Annotated in this window: 16 protein-coding genes; 6 read left to right on the top strand and 10 right to left on the bottom strand. The window is 66.2% G+C overall.

The annotated features are described in order from the left end of the window. The first annotated feature begins 137 nt into the window (after positions 1–137). Both ACP92_RS12235 and ACP92_RS12230 read left to right on the top strand, forming a co-directional pair. Positions 138–1,796 (top strand): hybrid sensor histidine kinase/response regulator, encoded by a 1,659-nt coding sequence (locus tag ACP92_RS12235; protein ID WP_013234431.1) that lies wholly within the window; start codon positions 138–140, stop codon positions 1,794–1,796. Positions 1,797–1,858: 62 nt separating this feature from the next. After that, complete coding sequence (locus tag ACP92_RS12230; protein ID WP_048348559.1) at positions 1,859–2,467, top strand: DUF6988 family protein; 609 nt, start codon at positions 1,859–1,861, stop codon at positions 2,465–2,467. Here ACP92_RS12230 and bioD read toward each other — a convergent pair. The 5 genes from bioD to bioB are packed head-to-tail and all read right to left on the bottom strand — an operon-like array spanning position 2,464 to position 7,903. Then, positions 2,464–3,195: a dethiobiotin synthase gene (gene bioD / locus ACP92_RS12225; protein WP_013234429.1), complete on the bottom strand. Its 732-nt coding sequence runs from the start codon at positions 3,193–3,195 to the stop codon at positions 2,464–2,466. The two genes, ACP92_RS12230 and bioD, sit on opposite strands and share 4 nt — an antisense overlap. After that, positions 3,192–4,538 (bottom strand): adenosylmethionine--8-amino-7-oxononanoate transaminase, encoded by a 1,347-nt coding sequence (bioA, locus tag ACP92_RS12220; protein WP_013234428.1) that lies wholly within the window; start codon positions 4,536–4,538, stop codon positions 3,192–3,194. Before bioA ends, bioD begins: the two co-directional genes overlap by 4 nt. Then, positions 4,535–5,692 carry an 8-amino-7-oxononanoate synthase gene (gene bioF, locus ACP92_RS12215; RefSeq protein ID WP_013234427.1) on the bottom strand — a complete coding sequence of 386 codons (1,158 nt, stop codon included), beginning with the start codon at positions 5,690–5,692 and terminating at the stop codon, positions 4,535–4,537. The genes bioA and bioF overlap by 4 nt, the downstream gene beginning before the upstream one ends. Continuing rightward, on the bottom strand, positions 5,685–6,860 hold the full coding sequence (locus ACP92_RS12210; protein ID WP_013234426.1) for a cytochrome P450: 1,176 nt from the start codon (positions 6,858–6,860) through the stop codon (positions 5,685–5,687). Before ACP92_RS12210 ends, bioF begins: the two co-directional genes overlap by 8 nt. Beyond that, a complete protein-coding gene (gene bioB, locus ACP92_RS12205; protein ID WP_013234425.1) occupies positions 6,860–7,903 on the bottom strand; it encodes a biotin synthase BioB in 1,044 nt (347 codons plus the stop codon). Before bioB ends, ACP92_RS12210 begins: the two co-directional genes overlap by 1 nt. A 106-nt stretch (positions 7,904–8,009) precedes the next feature. Here bioB and ACP92_RS12200 point away from each other — a divergent pair, with 106 nt between their 5' ends. Further along, positions 8,010–8,651, top strand: coding sequence for a GntR family transcriptional regulator (locus ACP92_RS12200; protein ID WP_013234424.1), 642 nt, complete (start codon positions 8,010–8,012; stop codon positions 8,649–8,651). An 8-nt stretch (positions 8,652–8,659) separates the two neighbouring features. Here the strand turns inward: ACP92_RS12200 and ACP92_RS12195 are convergent, their stop codons facing one another. After that, positions 8,660–9,619 (bottom strand): AraC family transcriptional regulator, encoded by a 960-nt coding sequence (locus tag ACP92_RS12195; protein ID WP_013234423.1) that lies wholly within the window; start codon positions 9,617–9,619, stop codon positions 8,660–8,662. A 103-nt stretch (positions 9,620–9,722) separates the two neighbouring features. Between ACP92_RS12195 and ACP92_RS12190 the strand changes: the two genes are divergently transcribed. Continuing rightward, complete coding sequence (locus tag ACP92_RS12190; protein ID WP_013234422.1) at positions 9,723–10,466, top strand: SDR family oxidoreductase; 744 nt, start codon at positions 9,723–9,725, stop codon at positions 10,464–10,466. A 16-nt stretch (positions 10,467–10,482) separates the two neighbouring features. Here ACP92_RS12190 and ACP92_RS12185 read toward each other — a convergent pair whose 3' ends face one another. Then, positions 10,483–11,214, bottom strand: a complete 732-nt coding sequence (locus tag ACP92_RS12185) for an alpha/beta fold hydrolase (RefSeq protein ID WP_013234421.1) — start codon at positions 11,212–11,214, stop codon at positions 10,483–10,485. A 158-nt stretch (positions 11,215–11,372) separates the two neighbouring features. Here ACP92_RS12185 and ACP92_RS12180 point away from each other — a divergent pair, with 158 nt between their 5' ends. After that, positions 11,373–12,782: an aminotransferase-like domain-containing protein gene (locus ACP92_RS12180; RefSeq protein ID WP_269147529.1), complete on the top strand. Its 1,410-nt coding sequence runs from the start codon at positions 11,373–11,375 to the stop codon at positions 12,780–12,782. A 9-nt stretch (positions 12,783–12,791) separates the two neighbouring features. Here ACP92_RS12180 and ACP92_RS12175 read toward each other — a convergent pair whose 3' ends face one another. Continuing rightward, positions 12,792–13,589, bottom strand: a complete 798-nt coding sequence (locus tag ACP92_RS12175; protein WP_013234419.1) for a lysozyme inhibitor LprI family protein — start codon at positions 13,587–13,589, stop codon at positions 12,792–12,794. A 208-nt stretch (positions 13,590–13,797) separates the two neighbouring features. On the opposite strand from ACP92_RS12175, the gene ACP92_RS12170 reads away from it, so the two are divergent. Next, the gene (locus tag ACP92_RS12170; RefSeq protein WP_041310751.1) at positions 13,798–16,197 is read left to right on the top strand and encodes a DNA polymerase II; all 2,400 of its coding nucleotides are present in this window, start codon (positions 13,798–13,800) and stop codon (positions 16,195–16,197) included. A gap of 79 nt (positions 16,198–16,276) precedes the next feature. On the opposite strand, the gene ACP92_RS12165 is transcribed toward ACP92_RS12170, so the two are convergent. Continuing rightward, a complete protein-coding gene (locus tag ACP92_RS12165; RefSeq protein ID WP_041310749.1) occupies positions 16,277–16,465 on the bottom strand; it encodes a hypothetical protein in 189 nt (62 codons plus the stop codon). A gap of 220 nt (positions 16,466–16,685) precedes the next feature. After that, positions 16,686–17,939 (bottom strand): multidrug effflux MFS transporter, encoded by a 1,254-nt coding sequence (locus ACP92_RS12160; RefSeq protein ID WP_013234417.1) that lies wholly within the window; start codon positions 17,937–17,939, stop codon positions 16,686–16,688. Positions 17,940–18,215: the final 276 nt, after the last annotated feature.

The raw sequence follows: 18,215 nt of genomic DNA, 5'->3' as shown, positions 1-18,215 counted from the left end.
GCAAAGATGTAACAAAGCGAGCGCCCAGCGGTTGCATTTACGCGGGAACCGCAGAGCATGATCGTGTCCAACTGGCTATAAACGCTCGCCTATCTTGCCCTAGGGCATGCGAGCCCAGCCATACGGAGAAGATCACCATGCCCAGCTCATCCAGCAGTCCTACCAACCCGTCCCAGGCTCCCGCGCAGGGTGCCAGCGATCGCTACACCGACGCCGGCGTGCGCAATGACCTGGCCAAGGTCGCCGTCGGCAACGACATCAACGACATCTTCTTTGCTGCCGTCGAAATGACGCGCATGCCCATGATCGTGTCCGACCCCAATCGTCCGGACAACCCCATCGTCTTCGTCAACAATGCCTTCATCAACATGACCGGCTACAGCAGCGCCGAAGTGGTCGGCAAGAACTGCCGCTTCCTGCAAGGCCCGGAGACCGACCGCTCGGTCGTGGCCGAAGTGCGGCGGGCGGTGGCGGAGCGGCGCGAGATCGCCACAGAACTGTTGAACTATCGCAAGAACGGTTCGACCTTCTGGAATGCGCTGTTCATCTCGCCGGTCTATGACCAGCAGGGCAATCTGAAATATTTCTTCAGCTCCCAGCTCGACATCAGCCGCCGCCGTGACGCCGAGCAGGCGCTGGGACAGGCGCGCAAGATGGAGGCGCTGGGCCAGTTGACCGGCGGCATCGCCCACGACTTCAACAATCTCTTGCAAGTCATCACCGGCTATCTGGACATGATCAACCTCGCCCTGCGCAGCGACAAGCCCGACCTGGCGCGGGTGGCGCGCAGCGCCGACAGTATCCGCAAGGCCTCCGGCAAGGCCGCCATGCTGACCCAGCAGTTGCTGGCCTTCGCCCGCAAGCAGCGCCTGGAAGGCCGCACCATCAACCTCAACTCGCTCACCGAGGGCTTCACGGACCTGGTCAGCCGCACCCTGGGCGGCGACATCACGGTGCAGACCGAGCTGGCCCGTGGCCTGTGGAATTGCCGGCTGGATCCGACCCAGATGGAAGTGGCGCTCTTGAATGTGCTCATCAATGCCCGCGACGCCATGAATGGCCGTGGCCGGGTGCGCATCCGCACTGCCAACGAAGACCTGGCCGATCCGGACCGGGCGGTGCAGCTGGGCCTGAAGGAAGGCCTGTATGTGTCCATCGCCGTCACCGATGATGGCCCCGGCATCGCGCCCGACATCCTGCCGCGCGTGATGGACCCGTTCTTCACCACCAAGGACGAGGGCAAGGGCACTGGCCTGGGCCTGTCGATGGTGTATGGTTTCGTGAAGCAGTCGGGCGGCTCGGTGCGCATCACCTCCGGGGCCGAGGGCGGCACCACGGTGACCATTTATTTCCCGGCCACGCAGGACCAGGTCGGCGGCGGCTTTGAGTACGACAACCGCAGCCAGAGCCAGGGCGGACAGGAACATATCCTGGTCGTGGACGACCGCCTGGAAGTGGCCGAGCTGGCGCAGACGATGCTGGAAAGCCTGGGCTATCGCGTGAGCATGGTCAACTCGCCGGCCGAAGCGCTGCAACTGATCCGCTCCGGCCGTCCGGTGGACCTGCTCTTTACCGATCTGATCATGCCGGGCAGCATGAACGGCGTGGTGCTGGCGCGCGAAGCCAAGCGCATGTTGCCCACGATCAAGGTATTATTGACTACCGGTTACGCTAGCGAGTCATTGGAGCGGCACGGCGCGGATGGTGAGTTTCCCGTCCTCGACAAGCCTTATCGCCATGACGAGCTGGCCCGCAAGATTCGCATTGTCCTCGACGGCGCCACTGGCGTGAGCTGAAAATTCCAACAACAAGCCGTCTGCCGGACCCACCCTCATGACCCTCCAAGGGGAGCAGCACCATGGAACTGGAACACCTGCTGGCCAGGGCGCACTCCCTGGCCTATCGCATCTGCGCCGAATTCAACGGCCAGCCACTGCCCGATGACCCGCGCGCCTGCGCCGTCATCGGCTGCCTCACGGTGGCCCAGCAGCATCACTGCGCCATCGGCATCCTGTTGCGTCACGAGATGCCCGTCAACGCCTCGGCCTTTGCCCTGGTGCGCGAGCAGATCGCGACCGTCTTCAACGCCCTCTGGCTGTGGTACTGCGCCAGCGCCGAGGAGCTGCAGCGCTTCATGACGCACGGCAGCGGCAAGAGCCTGCACCAGCTGGTGGCCCAGGTCGATGGCATCCTGGCCAACAGCCCCACGGCTGAAGCGGCCATCCTGCGCGGCCACTCGGCACAGCTGAGCGATTTTGTCTTTGCCGGTGAGCCGCGCATCCGGCATTGGCTCGACATCAATGAAGTCGATGCGCTCTATTCGGAAGAGACGGTCGGCCAACTGGTCGCGTTGTCCAACTCCATGGCCGAACTGGGACTGGCCAGCTATCGCACCGTCTACAACAAGCACCTCACCAGTACGCATGAAGCACCCGGCGCATTACGCCGGCTGGACGCCGCCAGCTAGCCGGCCGTGTCGATCAGCGCCGCGCTGGACAGGCGGGCAGCGGCCTCTTGTGCGCTCATCCCTGGCTGCCAGGGCAACCTGCCAAGCAAGGGCGCGTGCAATCTTGCCTGCAGGCTCTCTACCATGGCGTCCATACAAGCCTCTGCCGGATCGATCTCGTTGGCGACCCATCCGAGCAGTGGCAGACCCCGCGCTGCGATGGCCTGTTGCGTCAGGAGGGCATGGTTGATGCACCCCAGCCGCATCCCCACCACCAGCACCACCGGCAACCCCAGCCTGGCCACCAGGTCGTCGGTATTGTGCCTCGCATCCAGTGGCACCATGAGGCCGCCCGCACCCTCGACGATCACGCAGTCGCTGGCCGCAGCGAGATGGCCATGGCAGGCCGCCAGGTGTTCCAGCTCGATGGTCACGCCTTCCTCGGCCGCAGCGATATGCGGGGCCGTCGCCCGCCGCAGCAGGTAGGGATTGACCCAGTGCGGCGGGACCTGCACATTGGCCTGCGCCTGCAGCGCCAGCACATCCTCGTTGCACCAGCGCTGGCCATCATGGAAGGCGCCGGAGGCCACCGGCTTCATGCCCACGCAGCGCAGCCCATGCGCTGCATGCAGATGCACCAGCGCCGAAGCCACCAGGGTCTTGCCCACGCCGGTGTCGGTGCCGGTGACGAAGATGCCCTTGTGCCTGGCGCGATGCGGACGATCCGGACGATCCGCCGCCGTGTTCACAGGGCCTCCATCGTGGCGGCGAAGGCGGCGTGCAACTGGCGTCCCAGCCAGTGAGCCTGTTCTTCATCGAGCAGATAGGGCGGCATCAGGTAGAGGCTGGCGCCGATGGGGCGCACCAGCACTTCGCGCTGCGCCGCTTCGGCCGCCATCCGGCGCGAGAAGGCCGTGGTTGCCGCCGCCGAGCCCTCCAGCACGGCGTCGTAGGCCCAGATCATGCCGCGCTGGCGCACGTGACGCACGCGCGGGTCCTGCGCCAGCGGCTGCAAGGCCGCCGCCAGCACCGGGGCGAAGGCGCGATTGCGTTCCAGCACGGCGTCCTCGGCAAAGATGGCCAGCGTGGCCAGGGCGGCGCGGCAGGCCAGCGGATTGCCCGTGTAGGAGTGCGAATGCAGGAAGCCGCGCCGCACATCGTCGTCATAGAAGGCTTGGTAGATAGCCTCGCTGCTCATCACCAGCGACAAGGGCAGGTAGCCGCCGCTGATGCCCTTGGACAGGCACAGCAGGTCGGGCCAGACGCCCGCCTGTTCGCAGGCAAAGAAGCTGCCGGTGCGCCCGCAGCCGACGGCGATCTCGTCAGCGATCAGGTGGGCGCCATAGCGGTCGCACAGGCTGCGCAGGCCGCGTACGTAACCCGGATCATGCATGGCCATACCGGCGGCGCACTGCACCAGCGGTTCCACGATGAGGGCGGCGATGCGTCCCTGGCGCTGCTGCAGGATACGTTCCACATCGTCCAGCGCCCGCGCGGCCACTTCTTCTGCGCTCTCGCCGGGGGCAGCCTGGCGCGCATCGGGGGAGGCCGCCACATGGGCCGGACGCAGCAGGCTTTCATAGGCGGAGCGGAACAGGGGCGTATCGGTGACGCCCAGCGCGCCCACGGTCTCGCCGTGGTAGCCGCCGGCGATGCAGATGAATTCGTTCTTGTCGGGCTGACCGCCATTGCGCCAGGCATGCACGCTCATCTTCAGCGCGATCTCCACCGCCGAGGCGCCATCGGAGGCGTAGAAGCAATGTCCCAGCGCCTGCCCGGTCAGCGCCGCCAGCTGCTCGGACAGCGCCACCACCGGCTCATGGGTGAAGCCGGCCAGCATGGCGTGTTCCAGCTGGCCCAGCTGTTCGACCAGGGCGGCATTGATGCGCGTATTGGTGTGGCCGAACAGGTTGACCCACCAGGAACTGATGGCGTCCAGATAGCGCCGGCCGTCGCTGTCATGCAGCCAGAGGCCGTGGGCGCGCGTGATGGCGATCGGCGGCGCGCTTTCATGACGGCGCATCTGGGTGCAGGGATGCCAGACGCTGCGCAGGCTGCGCGCCACCAGCGCAGACGAGGCCGAGCCGCTCATGCCGCCACCTGCTCGGCCTGCACCAGCGCCTCGATCAGCTGCGCCACCTGTTCCTGCGTATGCAGCGCCGACAGGCTGATACGCAGTCGCGCCGTCATCCTGGGCACGGTGGGCGGACAGATCGCCGGCACCCAGATCCCTTGCTCGCGCAGTTGCTGCATCAAGGCGCGGGCGCGGGCATTGTCGCCGATGATGAGGGGCTGGATGGGCGTCTGCGAAGGCAGCAGTTGCCACGACAGCCCGGCCAGTCCCTTGCGCAGCTGGGCCACCAGGGCGCGCAGGTGGGTGCGACGCCATTCATCGGCCGCGATCACGGCCAGGCTGGCGGTAGCCGCCGCCGCCAGCGCTGGCGGATGGGCAGTGCTGAACATGTAGGTACGGGCGCGCTGCATGATCCATGCAAGCAGGTCCCGCTCACCGGCCACGAAAGCACCGGCCACACCGGCCGCCTTGCCCAGCGTCCCCATGCACAGTACATGCGGGGCGCGCACGCCGGCATGGGCCAGGCTGCCGCGCCCCTGCGGCCCCAGCACGCCAAAGCCGTGGGCGTCATCGACCAGCAGCCAGGCGCCATGGCGCGCGCAGATCTCGGCCAGTTCGGACAGCGGCGCCTGATCGCCATCCATGCTGAAGACGGCGTCGGTCACCACCAGCTTGCGGCCACTGCCGCAGCGGGCCAGCACATGGTCCAGGCGCTGGGTGTCGTTGTGGGGGAACACCTTCAGGCTGGCCCCGGACAAACGCGCGCCATCGATCAGCGAAGCGTGGCTGAGGCGATCCACCACGACGGTGTCGCCCGCGCCGACCAATGCGCCGATGACGCCCATATTGGCCATGTAGCCACTGCCAAAACCCAGCGCTGCCGGCAGGCCCGTAAATTCGGCCAGCGCGCGTTCCAGCGTCTCGTGCGCAGCGCTGTGGCCGCTGATCAGGGCCGAGGCTGCCGCGCCCATGCCGTATTGGCCCAGCGCGGTCACGGCGGCTGCGGTGATGGCAGGGTGATTGGCCAGCCCCAGGTAATCATTGCTGCAAAAGGACAGGTAGGGACGCGCCTCTACCGTCAATAGCGGGCCTTGCGCACTGCTGACGGTGCGCCGGGTGCGCAGCAGGCTCTGGCGCGCCAGTTCATCGAGTTGTTGGTGAAAGTCATGCATGATGATTCCTTGTGAATACCACCGGCAGGCGGGCCAGCGCCCGGTAGGCGGGATTGTCCTGCCAGACCGGCGCCGCCGTGTCCAGCGCCAGGGTGGGCAGGCGGCGCATGAGCGCGGTGAAGGCGATCTCGGCTTCCATTTGCGTCAATGCCGCGCCCAGGCAGACATGCGGTCCCTGGCCAAAGGACAAGTGCATGCCCTGATCGCGGCGGATGTCGAAGTCCTGCGGCTGGTGATAACGCTTGGCATCGTGATTGGCCAGCCCGATGTGCAGGATGGCCAGGTCACCGCGCGCCAGGGTCTGGCCGTCCAGCTGCACCGGCGCCAGCAGGCGGCGGCCAGTGTATTGCACCGGGCTGTCGTGGCGCAGCATCTCGCGGATGGCGCTGCGCAGCCAGTGCGGCTCGGACTTGAGCAGCCGCCATTGCTCAGGATGGCGCAGCAGCGCCAGCAGGCCATTGCCCAGCAGGTTGCGCGTGGTCTCGTAGCCGGCGAAGAGCAGGGTGCTGCATTGGGCCAGCAGTTCGACCTGGTTGATCTGCCCTTGCTGGCGGGCCTGCAGCAATTGCGCCAGCAGGCTGTGCGGCGGCAGCGCCTGTCCCTGCTCCTGCTCCAGCGTGCTGCTGAAGAAGTCGCACAGGGCCTGCATCGCGTGTTGCGCCGCCAGGGTCTGGGCGGCGTCGGGCGTGGGACTGCCGATGAAGGCCGCCAGATCGGCGGCCCAATCGATGAAGGCCGGCGGCACTGCACCGGGCAGGCCCATCAGCCGGGCGATGACCAATGCCGGCAGGGGGCGCGCAAAGCGGCTGATGAAGTCGAATCCATGAGGGGACTGCGGGTCGCGCAGGATGTCGTCGATCAACTGCTGGGCGAGCGCTTCGATGGCCGGGGCTTGCAGGGCCAACTGGGCTGGCTTGAAGCCGGGATTGAGCACACCGCGCAGGCGGCGATGCGCGCGCCCATCCAGGAACAGCAGCGAGCGCGAGAACAGCCGCTTGAAACGCCGCTCAGCGGCGCTGTCGGCCTGCTTGCCGCCAAGGCCGCTGTTGATCCAGCGCGCCGCCCGCCGCACCGAAAAACGCGGATCGCGCAGCGCCGCCGCCACTTGCTCATGACCGCTGATGACCCAGGCCCCGCCGCAATGCGCGGTGCTCCACTGCACTGCCATCAGGCGCTGGCAGCGGTGGCCTGCAGGCCCAGGCGCGCCAGCAGGTCCAGGTCCGAGGACACCGGCGCGTTCGGTGTGGTCAGCAGCTTGCTGCCCAGGAAGATGGAGTTGGCGCCGGCGGCAAAGCACAGCGCCTGGGTCGCATCGCTCATGCTTTCACGCCCGGCCGACAAGCGGATCACTGCGTGGGGCAGGGCGATGCGGGCCACCGCGACGGTGCGCACGAATTCGAATTCATCCAGGGCCGGCACGTCTTGCAGGGGCGTGCCGGCAATCGGCACCAGATGGTTGATCGGCACCGATTGCGGCGGCACTGGCAGCGCCGCCAGCTGGGCGATGAGGCCGGCGCGCTGGGCGCGGCTCTCGCCCATGCCGATGATGCCGCCGCAGCAGACGCTCAATCCCGCCAGATGCACGCGCTCCAGCGTATCGAGGCGGTCCTGGTAGCTGCGGGTGGAGATGACCTGGCCGTAGAAGTCCGGGGCGGTATCGAGGTTGTGGTTGTAATAGTCCAGGCCGGCCTCTTTCAAGGCCTCGGCCTGGGCCTGTTCCAGCATGCCCAGGGTCATGCAGGTTTCCAGGCCCAATGCGCGCACCTGGCTGACCATCTCGGTGAGCGCAGGCATGTCGCGCTCCTTGGGATTGCGCCAGGCCGCGCCCATGCAGAAGCGCGTGGCGCCCTGGTCGCGGGCGGCGCGGGCAGCCTGCACCACCTCGTCGACGGCCATGAGCTTGCCCGCCGGCACCCCGGCCTCCTTGTGATGGGCCGATTGCGCGCAGTAGCCGCAATCTTCGGCGCAGCCGCCGGTCTTGATCGACAAGAGGCTGGAGAGCTGCACCTGGTTGGCCGGATGGTGCTGGCGATGCACGGTCTGGGCCTGGTACAGCAGATCGAGGAAGGGCAGTTCGAACAGCGCCGCCACCGCGTCACGGCGTGCGTCGTCCGCGCGGGTGGAGTGGGCGGCGTTGGCGGCGTTGGCGGGACGGTGGAAATGCAGCGGCGCGCTGGTCTGGCCGGCTGGGGCGGAAGGGCAGTGGCTCATCGATAAAATCCAGAACGTGAGGGAAAAGGCTTAGAATTTCGTTCCGGCGGATTCTATCTTCGGCCAAATTCTTTTAACAATTTCTTTTTTTATAGATTATCTATAAATGAGCGAGCTCAACAACGCCCCTTCCAGCACCGTAGATCGCATTGCCGAGGTCTTGCGCCTGCGTATCATCCGGGGCGAAATCGCAGGCGGGGCGGCGCTGCGGCAGGATCATGTGGCCCAGGAATTCCAGTCCAGCCATGTCCCCGTGCGGGAAGCATTCCGACAACTGGAGGCGGAGGGATTGGTGCTGACTTTGCCCCGTCGCGGGGTGCGTGTGACGATGGTGGACCGGGCCACCGTGAAGGAAAACGCCGAGATGCGCGGTTCACTGGAAATCCTGGCGCTGCGCCACAGCGCCCGCAAGTTCGGCGCCGAGCACATCGCGCGCCTGGAACAGGCCCATGCCGCCTGCGCCGCCGCCGGCTCGCTGGTGGAGTGGGACGCCGCCAACAACCTGTTCCACGACATCCTCTCCAGCGAATGCGGCATGCCGCGCCTCTTGGCGGTGTTGAAGCAACTGCAGCTGACCAATTCGCGCTACCTGTTCTCGACCGGCTTCAAGCGCGGCTGGCAGCCCCGTTCCGACCACGACCACGCCCTCATCATCGAGGCCCTCAAGGAGCGCAAGATCGACCGTGCCGTGCAATTGCTGAGCATGCACATCGGCACCATGGAGCGGGTGGGCTTTGTGGCGGGCTGAGGCGCGGTTCAGGCGGCTTGGGTGGTCTGGGCAGCTTCGGGCTGCCGGCGGCGCTGTTGTTGCACGAACTGCGAGGGCGGCAGGCCGACATGGCGGCTGAAGGCCACGCTGAAGGTGGAGGCCGAGCTGTAACCCACCTGGAGCGCCACTTCCGCGATGCTGCCGTCGGCGCGCAGCAGCAGGCGCTTGGCCAGCGCCATGCGCCAGGCCAAGAGGTAATCCATGGGCGTGAGTCCGACTTCGCGGCGGAACCGCTCGAAGAAGGACGAGCGCGACAAGGCCGCCACCCGCGCCAGGCGCGGCACGTTCCAGTCCTGCGCCGGCTGCGCATGCAGGGCGCGGATCGCCTGGGCCAGCCGCACATCGGCCAGTCCGCGCAGCAGGCCGGGCGAGGCAGCGACCGTGGGATCGTTGCTGGAGCGCAGGGCTTCGATCAGCAGCACTTCCAGCAGCCGCGCCAGCACCACCTCACGCGCCGGTCGCTGGGCGCGCGATTCATCTCCCACCAGCTGCACCAGCGTGGCCAGCCTTGTATGGGCGCGCACCACGACCAGGTCAGGCAACAAGGACACCAGCAGCACCGAATCGGGCGACTCGAAGACGCAATGACCTGCCACCAGTTGCACTTCCGCCGGACCTTCCGGCGTACCCAGGTGATAGCGGCCGTCTGGCAACAACGGTGGCGGATTGCTCTCGTCAAGCAGGGTAGCATCGTTTGTATGCAAGCTGGTCAATGCAAATCCATGCAAAGCCGGCGCCAGCACGAAATCCCCTGCTTCCAGCAGGATCGCCGGGCCCGCGGCGGGCTCGAGGCGGCAACTGCCGTCCAGCACGGCGCAGTAGAAGGCCAGTTCCGGTCGGGAACGTTGCACCCGCCACGCGCCGCTGCCTTGCACGTACTTGGTGTAGCGGGCGGCGGGCTGGAGCAGGGTGACGACTTCGGCAAGGGGATCGGTGGGTTCAGACATGGCTGGACGATGGCCAATGAAATGTGGACGTTCGATTGTAGCAAGTCCGGATCGTCCCCGCTATGCTGGGCCTTGTTCTCACCCCCACACAAGGATGCTCCCCATGAAGACCATTTTCATTACCGGCTGTTCGTCCGGCTTCGGCCTGGAAATCGCCCGCTACTTCCTGCAACGTGACTGGAAGGTCATCGCCACCATGCGCACGCCGCGTCACGACCTGCTGCCGGCCTCGCCGCATCTGCGCATCCTGCCCCTGGATGTGGCCGATGCCCACAGCATCCAGGCCGCCGTCGAGGCCGCCGGTCCCGTCGATGTGCTGGTCAACAATGCCGGCATCGGCAACCTGGGCGCGCTGGAAGCGCAGCCGATGGCGCAGGTGCGCGAGCTCTTCGAGACCAATACCCTGGGCAGCATCGCCATGACCCAGGCCTTCATCCCGCAGATGCGCGCCCGTGGACAGGGTCTGGTGATCAATGTGACCTCCTCGGTGACCTTGCGCGCGCTGCCGCTGCTGGCGGTCTACACCGCCAGCAAGGCCGCCATCAATGCCTTTACCGAATCGCTGGCGCTGGAACTGGCCCCGCTGGGCGTGCAGGTCCGCCTGGTCTTGCCGGGGCGCTCGCCGCAGACGCGCTTTGCCGAGAATGCCCGGGCGCGCATGGCAGCGTCGGTGCCCGAGCCCTATGCCGCGCTGGCGGCGCAGGTCTTCGAGAATTTCCAGGCGGCCACCCAACTGACCTATGCCGAGGACGTGGCCGAGGCGGTCTGGCAGGCTGCCAACGACCCCAAGGCCCCCATGCGCATTCCTGCCGGTGAAGATGCGCGGGAATGGGCGAGGGCTGGCTAGCGCCCGCTACAGCTCGTTATAGCTCGGTGACCATCCGGTGCAGCATCTCCGCCGTCTCGGTAGGGCGTGACAGGAAAGGCGAATGGTCGCTGGCCAGCTCCTTGATGCGGCTGCAGCCGGAGCGGGCCGCCATCACCCTTTGCAGGACCGGATCGATGGCGCGGTCGCGGGTGCAGACGATGTAGCTCTTGGGCAGCTTGCCATAGGCTTGCTCGGACACTTGCACCGGTGTGGTCATCGGCGCCATGGCTTGCGCACGGAACTGCGGCGCGGCCCAGTGGGCCACGGCGTAAGGGGCGTCCTGCATGAAGGTCTCCACCCGAGCGGATGGCTGCGTATCTGAGGCGAGGGCGGCGAGGGCGTCGTGCCCCAGCGCCACCGGCGAGGGCAGGCGCGCAGGCGCGAGGTCGGACAGCGCGCTCAGCGAGTCGCCGTTGACCGGCACGTAGGCGCACAGGTAGATGATGCGCGCCAGGCTGTCGGCGGCCCGCTCGGCGGCGGCAGTGACGGCGATCCCGCCCATGCTGTGGCCCACCAGCGTGACGCGTTTGCCGATGGCCTTGATGGCCTTCACGATGGCGTCCGCGTACAGGGACAGGGTGACCTGGTCCAGCGGCGTAGTGTCCGCGCCGCTGCCGGGCAGGTCGATGCTGTGGACTTCGTGGCCGCGCATGGTCAGCTCGGCCGAGACGGCCGGCCACACCCATTTGCCTTGCCAGGCGCCGTGGATCAAGAGGAAATTGGCCATGAGGGTTGTATGGAGGTGAATGGAGACGAATGGAGGTGAATGAGCTTGTATGGATTTGTGTTTACTGCAAATCCATACTAGCATTCACGTATGGGAGCAACAATCCAGATAACATCCATACAAGCGTCAGCGCAACGCACTCACTCTCCGGTATCCACGTGGACCCATCCGCACTTTCCCTGGCCTGGGTAGGCCGTTTTGCCGCCAATGACGGGCCGCGCTATCTGCAGATCGTCGGCTTCATGGAGCAGGCCATCTCCGACGAACGGCTGCGCCCCGGCGACCGCCTGCCGCCGCAGCGGCAACTGGCCGAGTACCTGCAGGTCGACCTCACCACGGTCACGCGCGCCTATGGCGAAGCGCGCCGTCGCCATCTGCTGGAGGCGCGCGGCTCGGCTGGCACCTTCGTGGCCGCGCCCAAGGTGGACCTGAGCCAGTTGATCGACCTGTCGATGAACATCCCGCCGCCGCCGGCCGGCATCGATTTGAATGACCTGCTGCGCCAGGGGATGTCGCAAGTGCTGATCCACAGCGACGCTGACCTGCTGATGACCTATCACCTGGGCGGCGGCAGCAGCGCCGACCGCGCTGCCGGGGCGATGTGGATGCAAGCCATGCTGGGGCCGGTGGATGAGGCGCGGGTGCTGGCCTGCCCGGGCGCGCAGTCGGCGCTGGCGGCGCTGGTGCTGTCGCAGACCCGGCCGGGCGAGGTGATCCTGGCCGAACCGCTGGCCTATCCCGGCCTCTTGACGGTGGCGGCCCACCTGGGCCGGCGCGTGATGGCGGTGGATGTGGATGACGAAGGCATGCGCCCCGATCTGCTCATGACCATGGCGCGGCGGCACCAGGCGCGCCTGGTCTATCTCAACCCGACGCTGCAGAACCCCACCACCCGCACCATGCCGGCCACGCGCCGGGCCGAGATCGCGGCGCTGGCCACGCGGCTGGACCTGCGCATCATCGAGGATGATCCCTACTGGCGCTTTGCCGCCCATGCGCCCAGGCCGCTGGCGCACTATGCGCCGGGGCATGTGTTCTATGTCTCGACCTTGTCCAAGTGTCTCTTGCCGGGCTTGCGTACGGCCTATGTGCTCATGCCGGAGCGGCAGGCGCAGGAAGAGGTGCTGGGCGCCTTGCGCTCGTTCGTGCTGATGTCCACGCCACTGATGACGGCCTTGTCCACCCAATGGATACATGACGGTACCGCAGCGACCCTGTTGGAGGGCATCCGCAGCGAAGCCTGGGCGCGCCATGAACTGGCCTTGCGTACGCTGGGCGGAGCAGGGCTCTCGGCGGGCGGCGGCATCCACCTGTGGAAGGCGCTGCCGGCCCACTGGCAGGGTCAGGAATTCGTGCTCAAGGCGCGCCAGGCCGGGCTCAACGTGGTGTCGCAGAGCAGTTTCGCGGTGCCGCCAGAGGGCCGCGAACCGGGCGCGGACAGCGGTGGGCAGGGGGCTTGCATCCGCATTTCGCTGGGGCGTTCGCGCAGCCGCTTCGAGCTGGTCAATGCGCTGCGCCGTCTGATGGAACTGGCGCAGCGCCGCAGCCCGCGCGAGGTGGTGGTCTGAGCCTGAGGTTCAGCGCGTCATCGAGGGCGCCAGCAGGCCGTTCATGGCGTCGCTGACGATGAGCGCGGGCAGGGAGTGGCGGTCATTGCTGACGATGACGGTGTCCTTCTCGACATCGCCGGGCAGGCTCAACTGGCCGATGTAGCTGCAATCGTCGCTGCAGGTGTAGCGCAGCACGGTCTGGCCGCGCACGGCTTCGAGGATGTACTGGCCGTGCTCCATGCCGTAATAGCGCACGCCCACCAGCTGGCGCTCGGGCGTCTGCGGATCTTCATAGAAGTACTGGCCGCGTTCCACCCGCACATAATGCGGCCACGGTGAGGCGCCCGGTGGCGCAATGGCGGCCAGCTGGGATGGGTTGAGCCCCAGTTGCAGCGGTGACTGCGTGAGCACCGCTGCCTCGGGACGGTTCACTGCCAGCGCAGCGTCCTTGGGAGCGCGGTGGGCCAGGGCCGGCACCGGGTCCGAAGCTGAAGCGGCGTTTGCCTGCGCCTGCAGTTCAATGCTGCGGCGCTGGTACCACGCCAGCAGGCAACTGCGGTCGTGGCAATGCTGCTCGCGCCAGCGCCAGTGCTGGTCGGCATCGGCGCGCAGGGCCCGCTTGTCGGAGGCGCTTGCGCGCGCCTGGCGAAACAGCGCGCCGAGGCGGTCGTCCAGGGCGGACAACTGCGCGTCGGCGCAGATCATCTTTTCATTGGACGAGCCGGCCTTGGCGCAATCGAAACTGGCCGCTCGCGTGGAGTGCCAGGCCAGCGCAGACAAGGCGGTGAAGGTGAACAGGGCCGAGTAGCGGGCAAGAGTTTGCATGGCGATACCATCCGTATTGCGAGAAAGCGATGGGCGTGAGCATGGCACTGGGGGTGCGCGGACAAAACGCGGATAAGAACCGGAATTTTTTTAAAATCTTTGCACCTGCAAAAGTGTGTTCGGCGTTCTTAACATCCGGGCCACGCAGACCCTGGCGCATCCAAGTAGAATCGCGCTCTTGAACAAGCAAACGACTACTGTCCTTCCCATGCAGGAGCCTTCCCAGCAGCTGGACCTGCGCCCCGGCGAGCGCGCCGGCTTCATTCTCACGCGGCACTGGCGCGACACGCCGGCCGGTGTGGAAATCGAGCTCTGGCTGGCCACCGATACTGGCGCGCAATGCCTGCGCCTGCCGCCGCAGCAGGCAGTGGCCTTCGTGCCGCAAAGCGAGCAGGCGCGCGTGCAAGACCTGTTGCGGGGTGTGGCCGGGGTCGAGCTCAAGCCCCTGGAAGCGCTCAAGGATTTCAGCCAGCGCCCGGTGATGGGACTGTACGCCCGTCACTATCGCCAGTTGCTGCGGCTGGAAAAGCAGTTGGTGGCCGCCGGGATCAGCGTCTACGAGGCCGACATCCGCCCGCCCGAGCGCTACCTGATGGAGCGTTTCATCAATGCGCCGGTGGCCTTCGGCGGCGTGGACGATGGTCAGGGCGTGCTGGGCCAGGCGCGCCTGCGGCCCTTGCCGGGCTATCGCCCACCGTTGCGACTGGCCTCGCTGGACATCGAGACCAGCTGGCAGGGCGAGCTCTATTCGATTGCCATCGAGGGTTGCGGCCAGCGCACTGTCTATACCCTGGCGCCGGCCAGCGGGGCGGTGCAGGCGGTGGATTTCGCGCTGCACTTCTGCGATTCGCGGCGCGAGCTGATCGAAGCGCTCAATGCCTGGATGGCCCGCCACGACCCCGACGTCATCATTGGCTGGAACCTGATCCAGTTCGATCTCAACGTCTTGCAGAAGCAGGCCGACCAGTACCAGACCCGCCTGCTGCCGGGCCGCGCCGCGCAGCCGCTGGAATGGCGCAAGCACGGCCTGCGCGCCGGCCATCTGCTGGTCAGCGCACCGGGACGGCTGGTCATCGACGGCATCGAGAGCCTGCGTTCGGCCTTCTGGAACTTCCCTTCCTTCAGCCTCGAGAATGTGGCGCAGACGCTGCTGGGCGAGGGCAAGGCCATCGCCACGCCTTACCAGCGCATGGACGAGATCGACCGCATGTTCGCCGAGGACCGGGCGGCCCTGGCGACCTACAACCTCAAGGATTGCGAACTGGTCACGCGTATCTTCGCCGTCACCGACATCCTCTCCTTCCTGCTGGAGCGCGCCAGCGTGACCGGTCTGCCGGCCGACCGCAGCGGCGGCTCGGTGGCGGCCTTCACCCATCTGTATCTGCCGCAATTGCACCGCAAGGGCTACGTCGCTCCCAACCTGGGCGACGCCGAGGCGCTGGCCAGTCCGGGGGGCTTCGTGATGGATTCGCGCTCGGGCCTGTACGATTCGGTCATCGTGCTGGACTACAAGAGCCTGTACCCCAGCATCATCCGCAGCTTCCTGATCGACCCGGCCGGGCTGGTTGACGGCACCCTCAATGAAAGCGAGGCGCAGACCGTGCCCGGCTTCAATGGGGCGCGCTTCTCGCGTCGCAGCCACAGCCTGCCGGCCATCATCGAACAGATCTGGCAGGCCCGCGAACAGGCCAAGGCGCAGGGCAACAAGGCCTTGCAACAGGCGCTGAAGATCATCATGAATTCCTTCTACGGCGTGCTGGGCTCGACCGGCTGCCGTTTCTTCGATTCACGGCTGGCTTCGTCGATCACCCGGCGCGGCCACGAGATCATGCATCGCACCCGCGAACTGATCGAAGAGCAGGGCTATGAAGTCATCTATGGCGATACCGATTCCACCTTCGTCTGGCTGCGCAGCGCCCACAGCGACGAAGAGGCGCGCAGCATCGGCCTGGCGCTGACCAGTCGCATCAACGACTGGTGGCGCCTCCACCTGCGCCAGCAATATGGGCTGGAGAGCGCGCTGGAGCTGCAGTACGAGGTGCATTACCAGCGCTTCCTCATGCCCACGGTGCGGGGTTCGGACACTGGCAGCAAGAAGCGCTACGCCGGTTACGTCCGCACCGCCGAGGGCGAGGATAAGGTGACCTACAAGGGACTGGAGACGGTGCGCACCGACTGGACGCCGCTGGCCCAGCGCTTCCAGCAGGAGCTGTACCTGCGCATCTTCCGGGGCGAAACGTATCGGGATTACGTGAGGTCGTACGTGGCCGAGCTCCTGGCCGGACGGCTCGATGAACTGCTGGTCTACCGCAAGCGCCTGCGCCGCCAGCTCGACCATTACGAAAAGAACGTGCCGCCCCATGTGCGCGCCGCGCGCATGGCCGATCAGGTCAACCAGGATGACGGCCGTCCGCTGCAATACCAGCAGGGCGGCTGGATCACCTATGTGATGACCACCGCCGGCCCCGAACCGCTGGAAAAGCGCAGCGCCGCCATCGACTACGGTCATTACCTGGAGCGCCAGCTGGCGCCGGTGGCCGACGCCATCCTGGTGTTCGTGGGCGACAGCTTTGCCGCGCTCACCTCGCCGCAGCAGGAATTGTTCTGAGGCCCACAGCCCAAGCCCAAAGCAAAGGGGCCGGATTCATCGAATCCAGCCCCTTGCGTGCATAGCTGAACAGCCGGTATCAGCGCAGCGGTGTATCCGAGTCGCGCAGGTTGCGGCGCACGCGCACCGGCACGGGCTTGAGCTCCGGCTGGCGATAGACGCGCAACCAGATGTAGAGGCCGAACGCCAGCGCGCCCGCCACCAGATAAAGTGCATAGAAAGCCACGGCGTAGCTACCGTAGTGCAGCAAGCTTTGGATGACGTCCATTTTTCCCTCTCACGGATAAGACCAGATGCGATGGCCTCATCCTATTCCCCAAGTGAAAGGCCAGATATCAGGGTTTTTCTGATGTACCGGCCTGACAACGATATGACAACGATTCGGCTTCCCTCAAAGCCGGCATCGCGCCGTATTCCCGAACAGCAATTGTGCATGCTTCCAATACAGATTGCCATTGATAAATGTCAATCTGTGGCGGCCTTGCACCTCAGGGACGCGCCACCGGCTGGGCCAGCGGCGCAGGCACTTGCAGATGATGCAAGAGCTTGCCGACCATGACGATCACGGTCAGGCCCACCACGCAGAAAAAGCCCGCCAGCGGGGTCAGGCTGTGGATGGAGACGAAACCGGCCAGTCCCATCATCGCCGCCGACACCAGTAGCAAGGCGAAGCCCAGGATGGCGCTGGTCAATCCGGCAATGTGCGGGAAGATGGAATTGCCCTTGGCCATCAGGGTGGGATACATGGCCCCGGCGCAAAAGGCCATCACCAGCACCGGCGCGCACAGCGTCCAGACCGTCAGGCCCACCGACAGCGCCAGCAACAGCATGACGAAGGCCGCGCCCGTCATCACCCGGGCGCCCAGGCGCAGTCGTTGCTCGGCCGTGGGCAGGCGGCGGTGCGTGATGCGGTTGGAGATGCCGCCCAGGAAATACATCATGCCGATGGCCAGCGCCAGGTAGCCAAAGAAGGTCGGTGGCTGGTGCAAGGTGTTCTGGACCATGAAGGGGCCGACGATGTTGAACACCAGCAGGATGCTGTAGCACAGACCCTGCGCCAGGAAGCAGCTCTGGAACACCGGACTGGCCAGCACCATGCGGGCATTGCGCGCCAGCGTGGCCGGATGCAGCCGCACCGGCTGGGCCAGCGTCTCGCGATAGCGCCACAGCACCGCCCACATGCCCAGCGAATAGACCAGCAGGAAGACCAGGCAGGAACGCCAGCCAAAGGCTTCCTGCAGGTGTGCCCCGATCACCGGCGCGATGATCGGCGCCAGGCCCCAGGCGATGGCCATGTAGGTGTAGGCATGCACCAGCGCCTGGCCGGCGAAGGAGTCGGTGATGATGGCCTTGGCCAGCAGGTTGGTAGCGGCGATGCCAAAGCCCTGCAGCACCCGCGCCGCCACGAAGGTCTCCAGGTTGGGCGCGGCCAGGGAGAGCACGCATCCCAGCGAGAACAGGCCCAGCCCCAGCGCCAGGATGCGCTTGCGTCCATAGGCGTCGGCCAGCGGGCCGAAGACCAGTTGGCCGAAGGCATAGGCGATCAGGTAACCCGTCACGCTGGACTGGATGGCCTGGGCCGAGGTGGCGTAATCGATGGCCATCTCCGGCAGCGCCGGCACGTACAGGTCGATGGCCAGTTGCCCGGCCGAGGCAAAGGCGCAGATCAGGAACAGCAGGAAGCGCGGGTGATTGGGCGGATGCTGGGGCGAAGGCGGGGCGATGGGGGCGATGGGGCTCATGGCGGACTGCGAGAAGGAAGACGTGCCGAGTTGGCAAAGGGCCCTATTTTGACGGTAGACGCGCTTTTCTGCTGGCGACACGCCAAAAACGGCCAGAGCAGGGGCGCTGGAGTCTATGCTTTTTGGACAATTGCTCGAAGATATTCGATGTATTTTTCAAAATAATTCGAGTTCAAATCGCAATACCTCTATCCCCACCTTCATTCCGGCCTCAGCGACGTATCGTTAGCGCGCGCAGCATGAGCAGCAGTCCCGACTTCCATCCAGAGATCGGGG

Source organism: Herbaspirillum seropedicae, assembly GCF_001040945.1.
Taxonomy (GTDB): Bacteria; Pseudomonadota; Gammaproteobacteria; order Burkholderiales; family Burkholderiaceae_D; genus Herbaspirillum; species Herbaspirillum seropedicae.
Note: the sequence above shows the minus strand (reverse complement) of the source record. Positions and strands in the feature narration are given on the sequence as shown.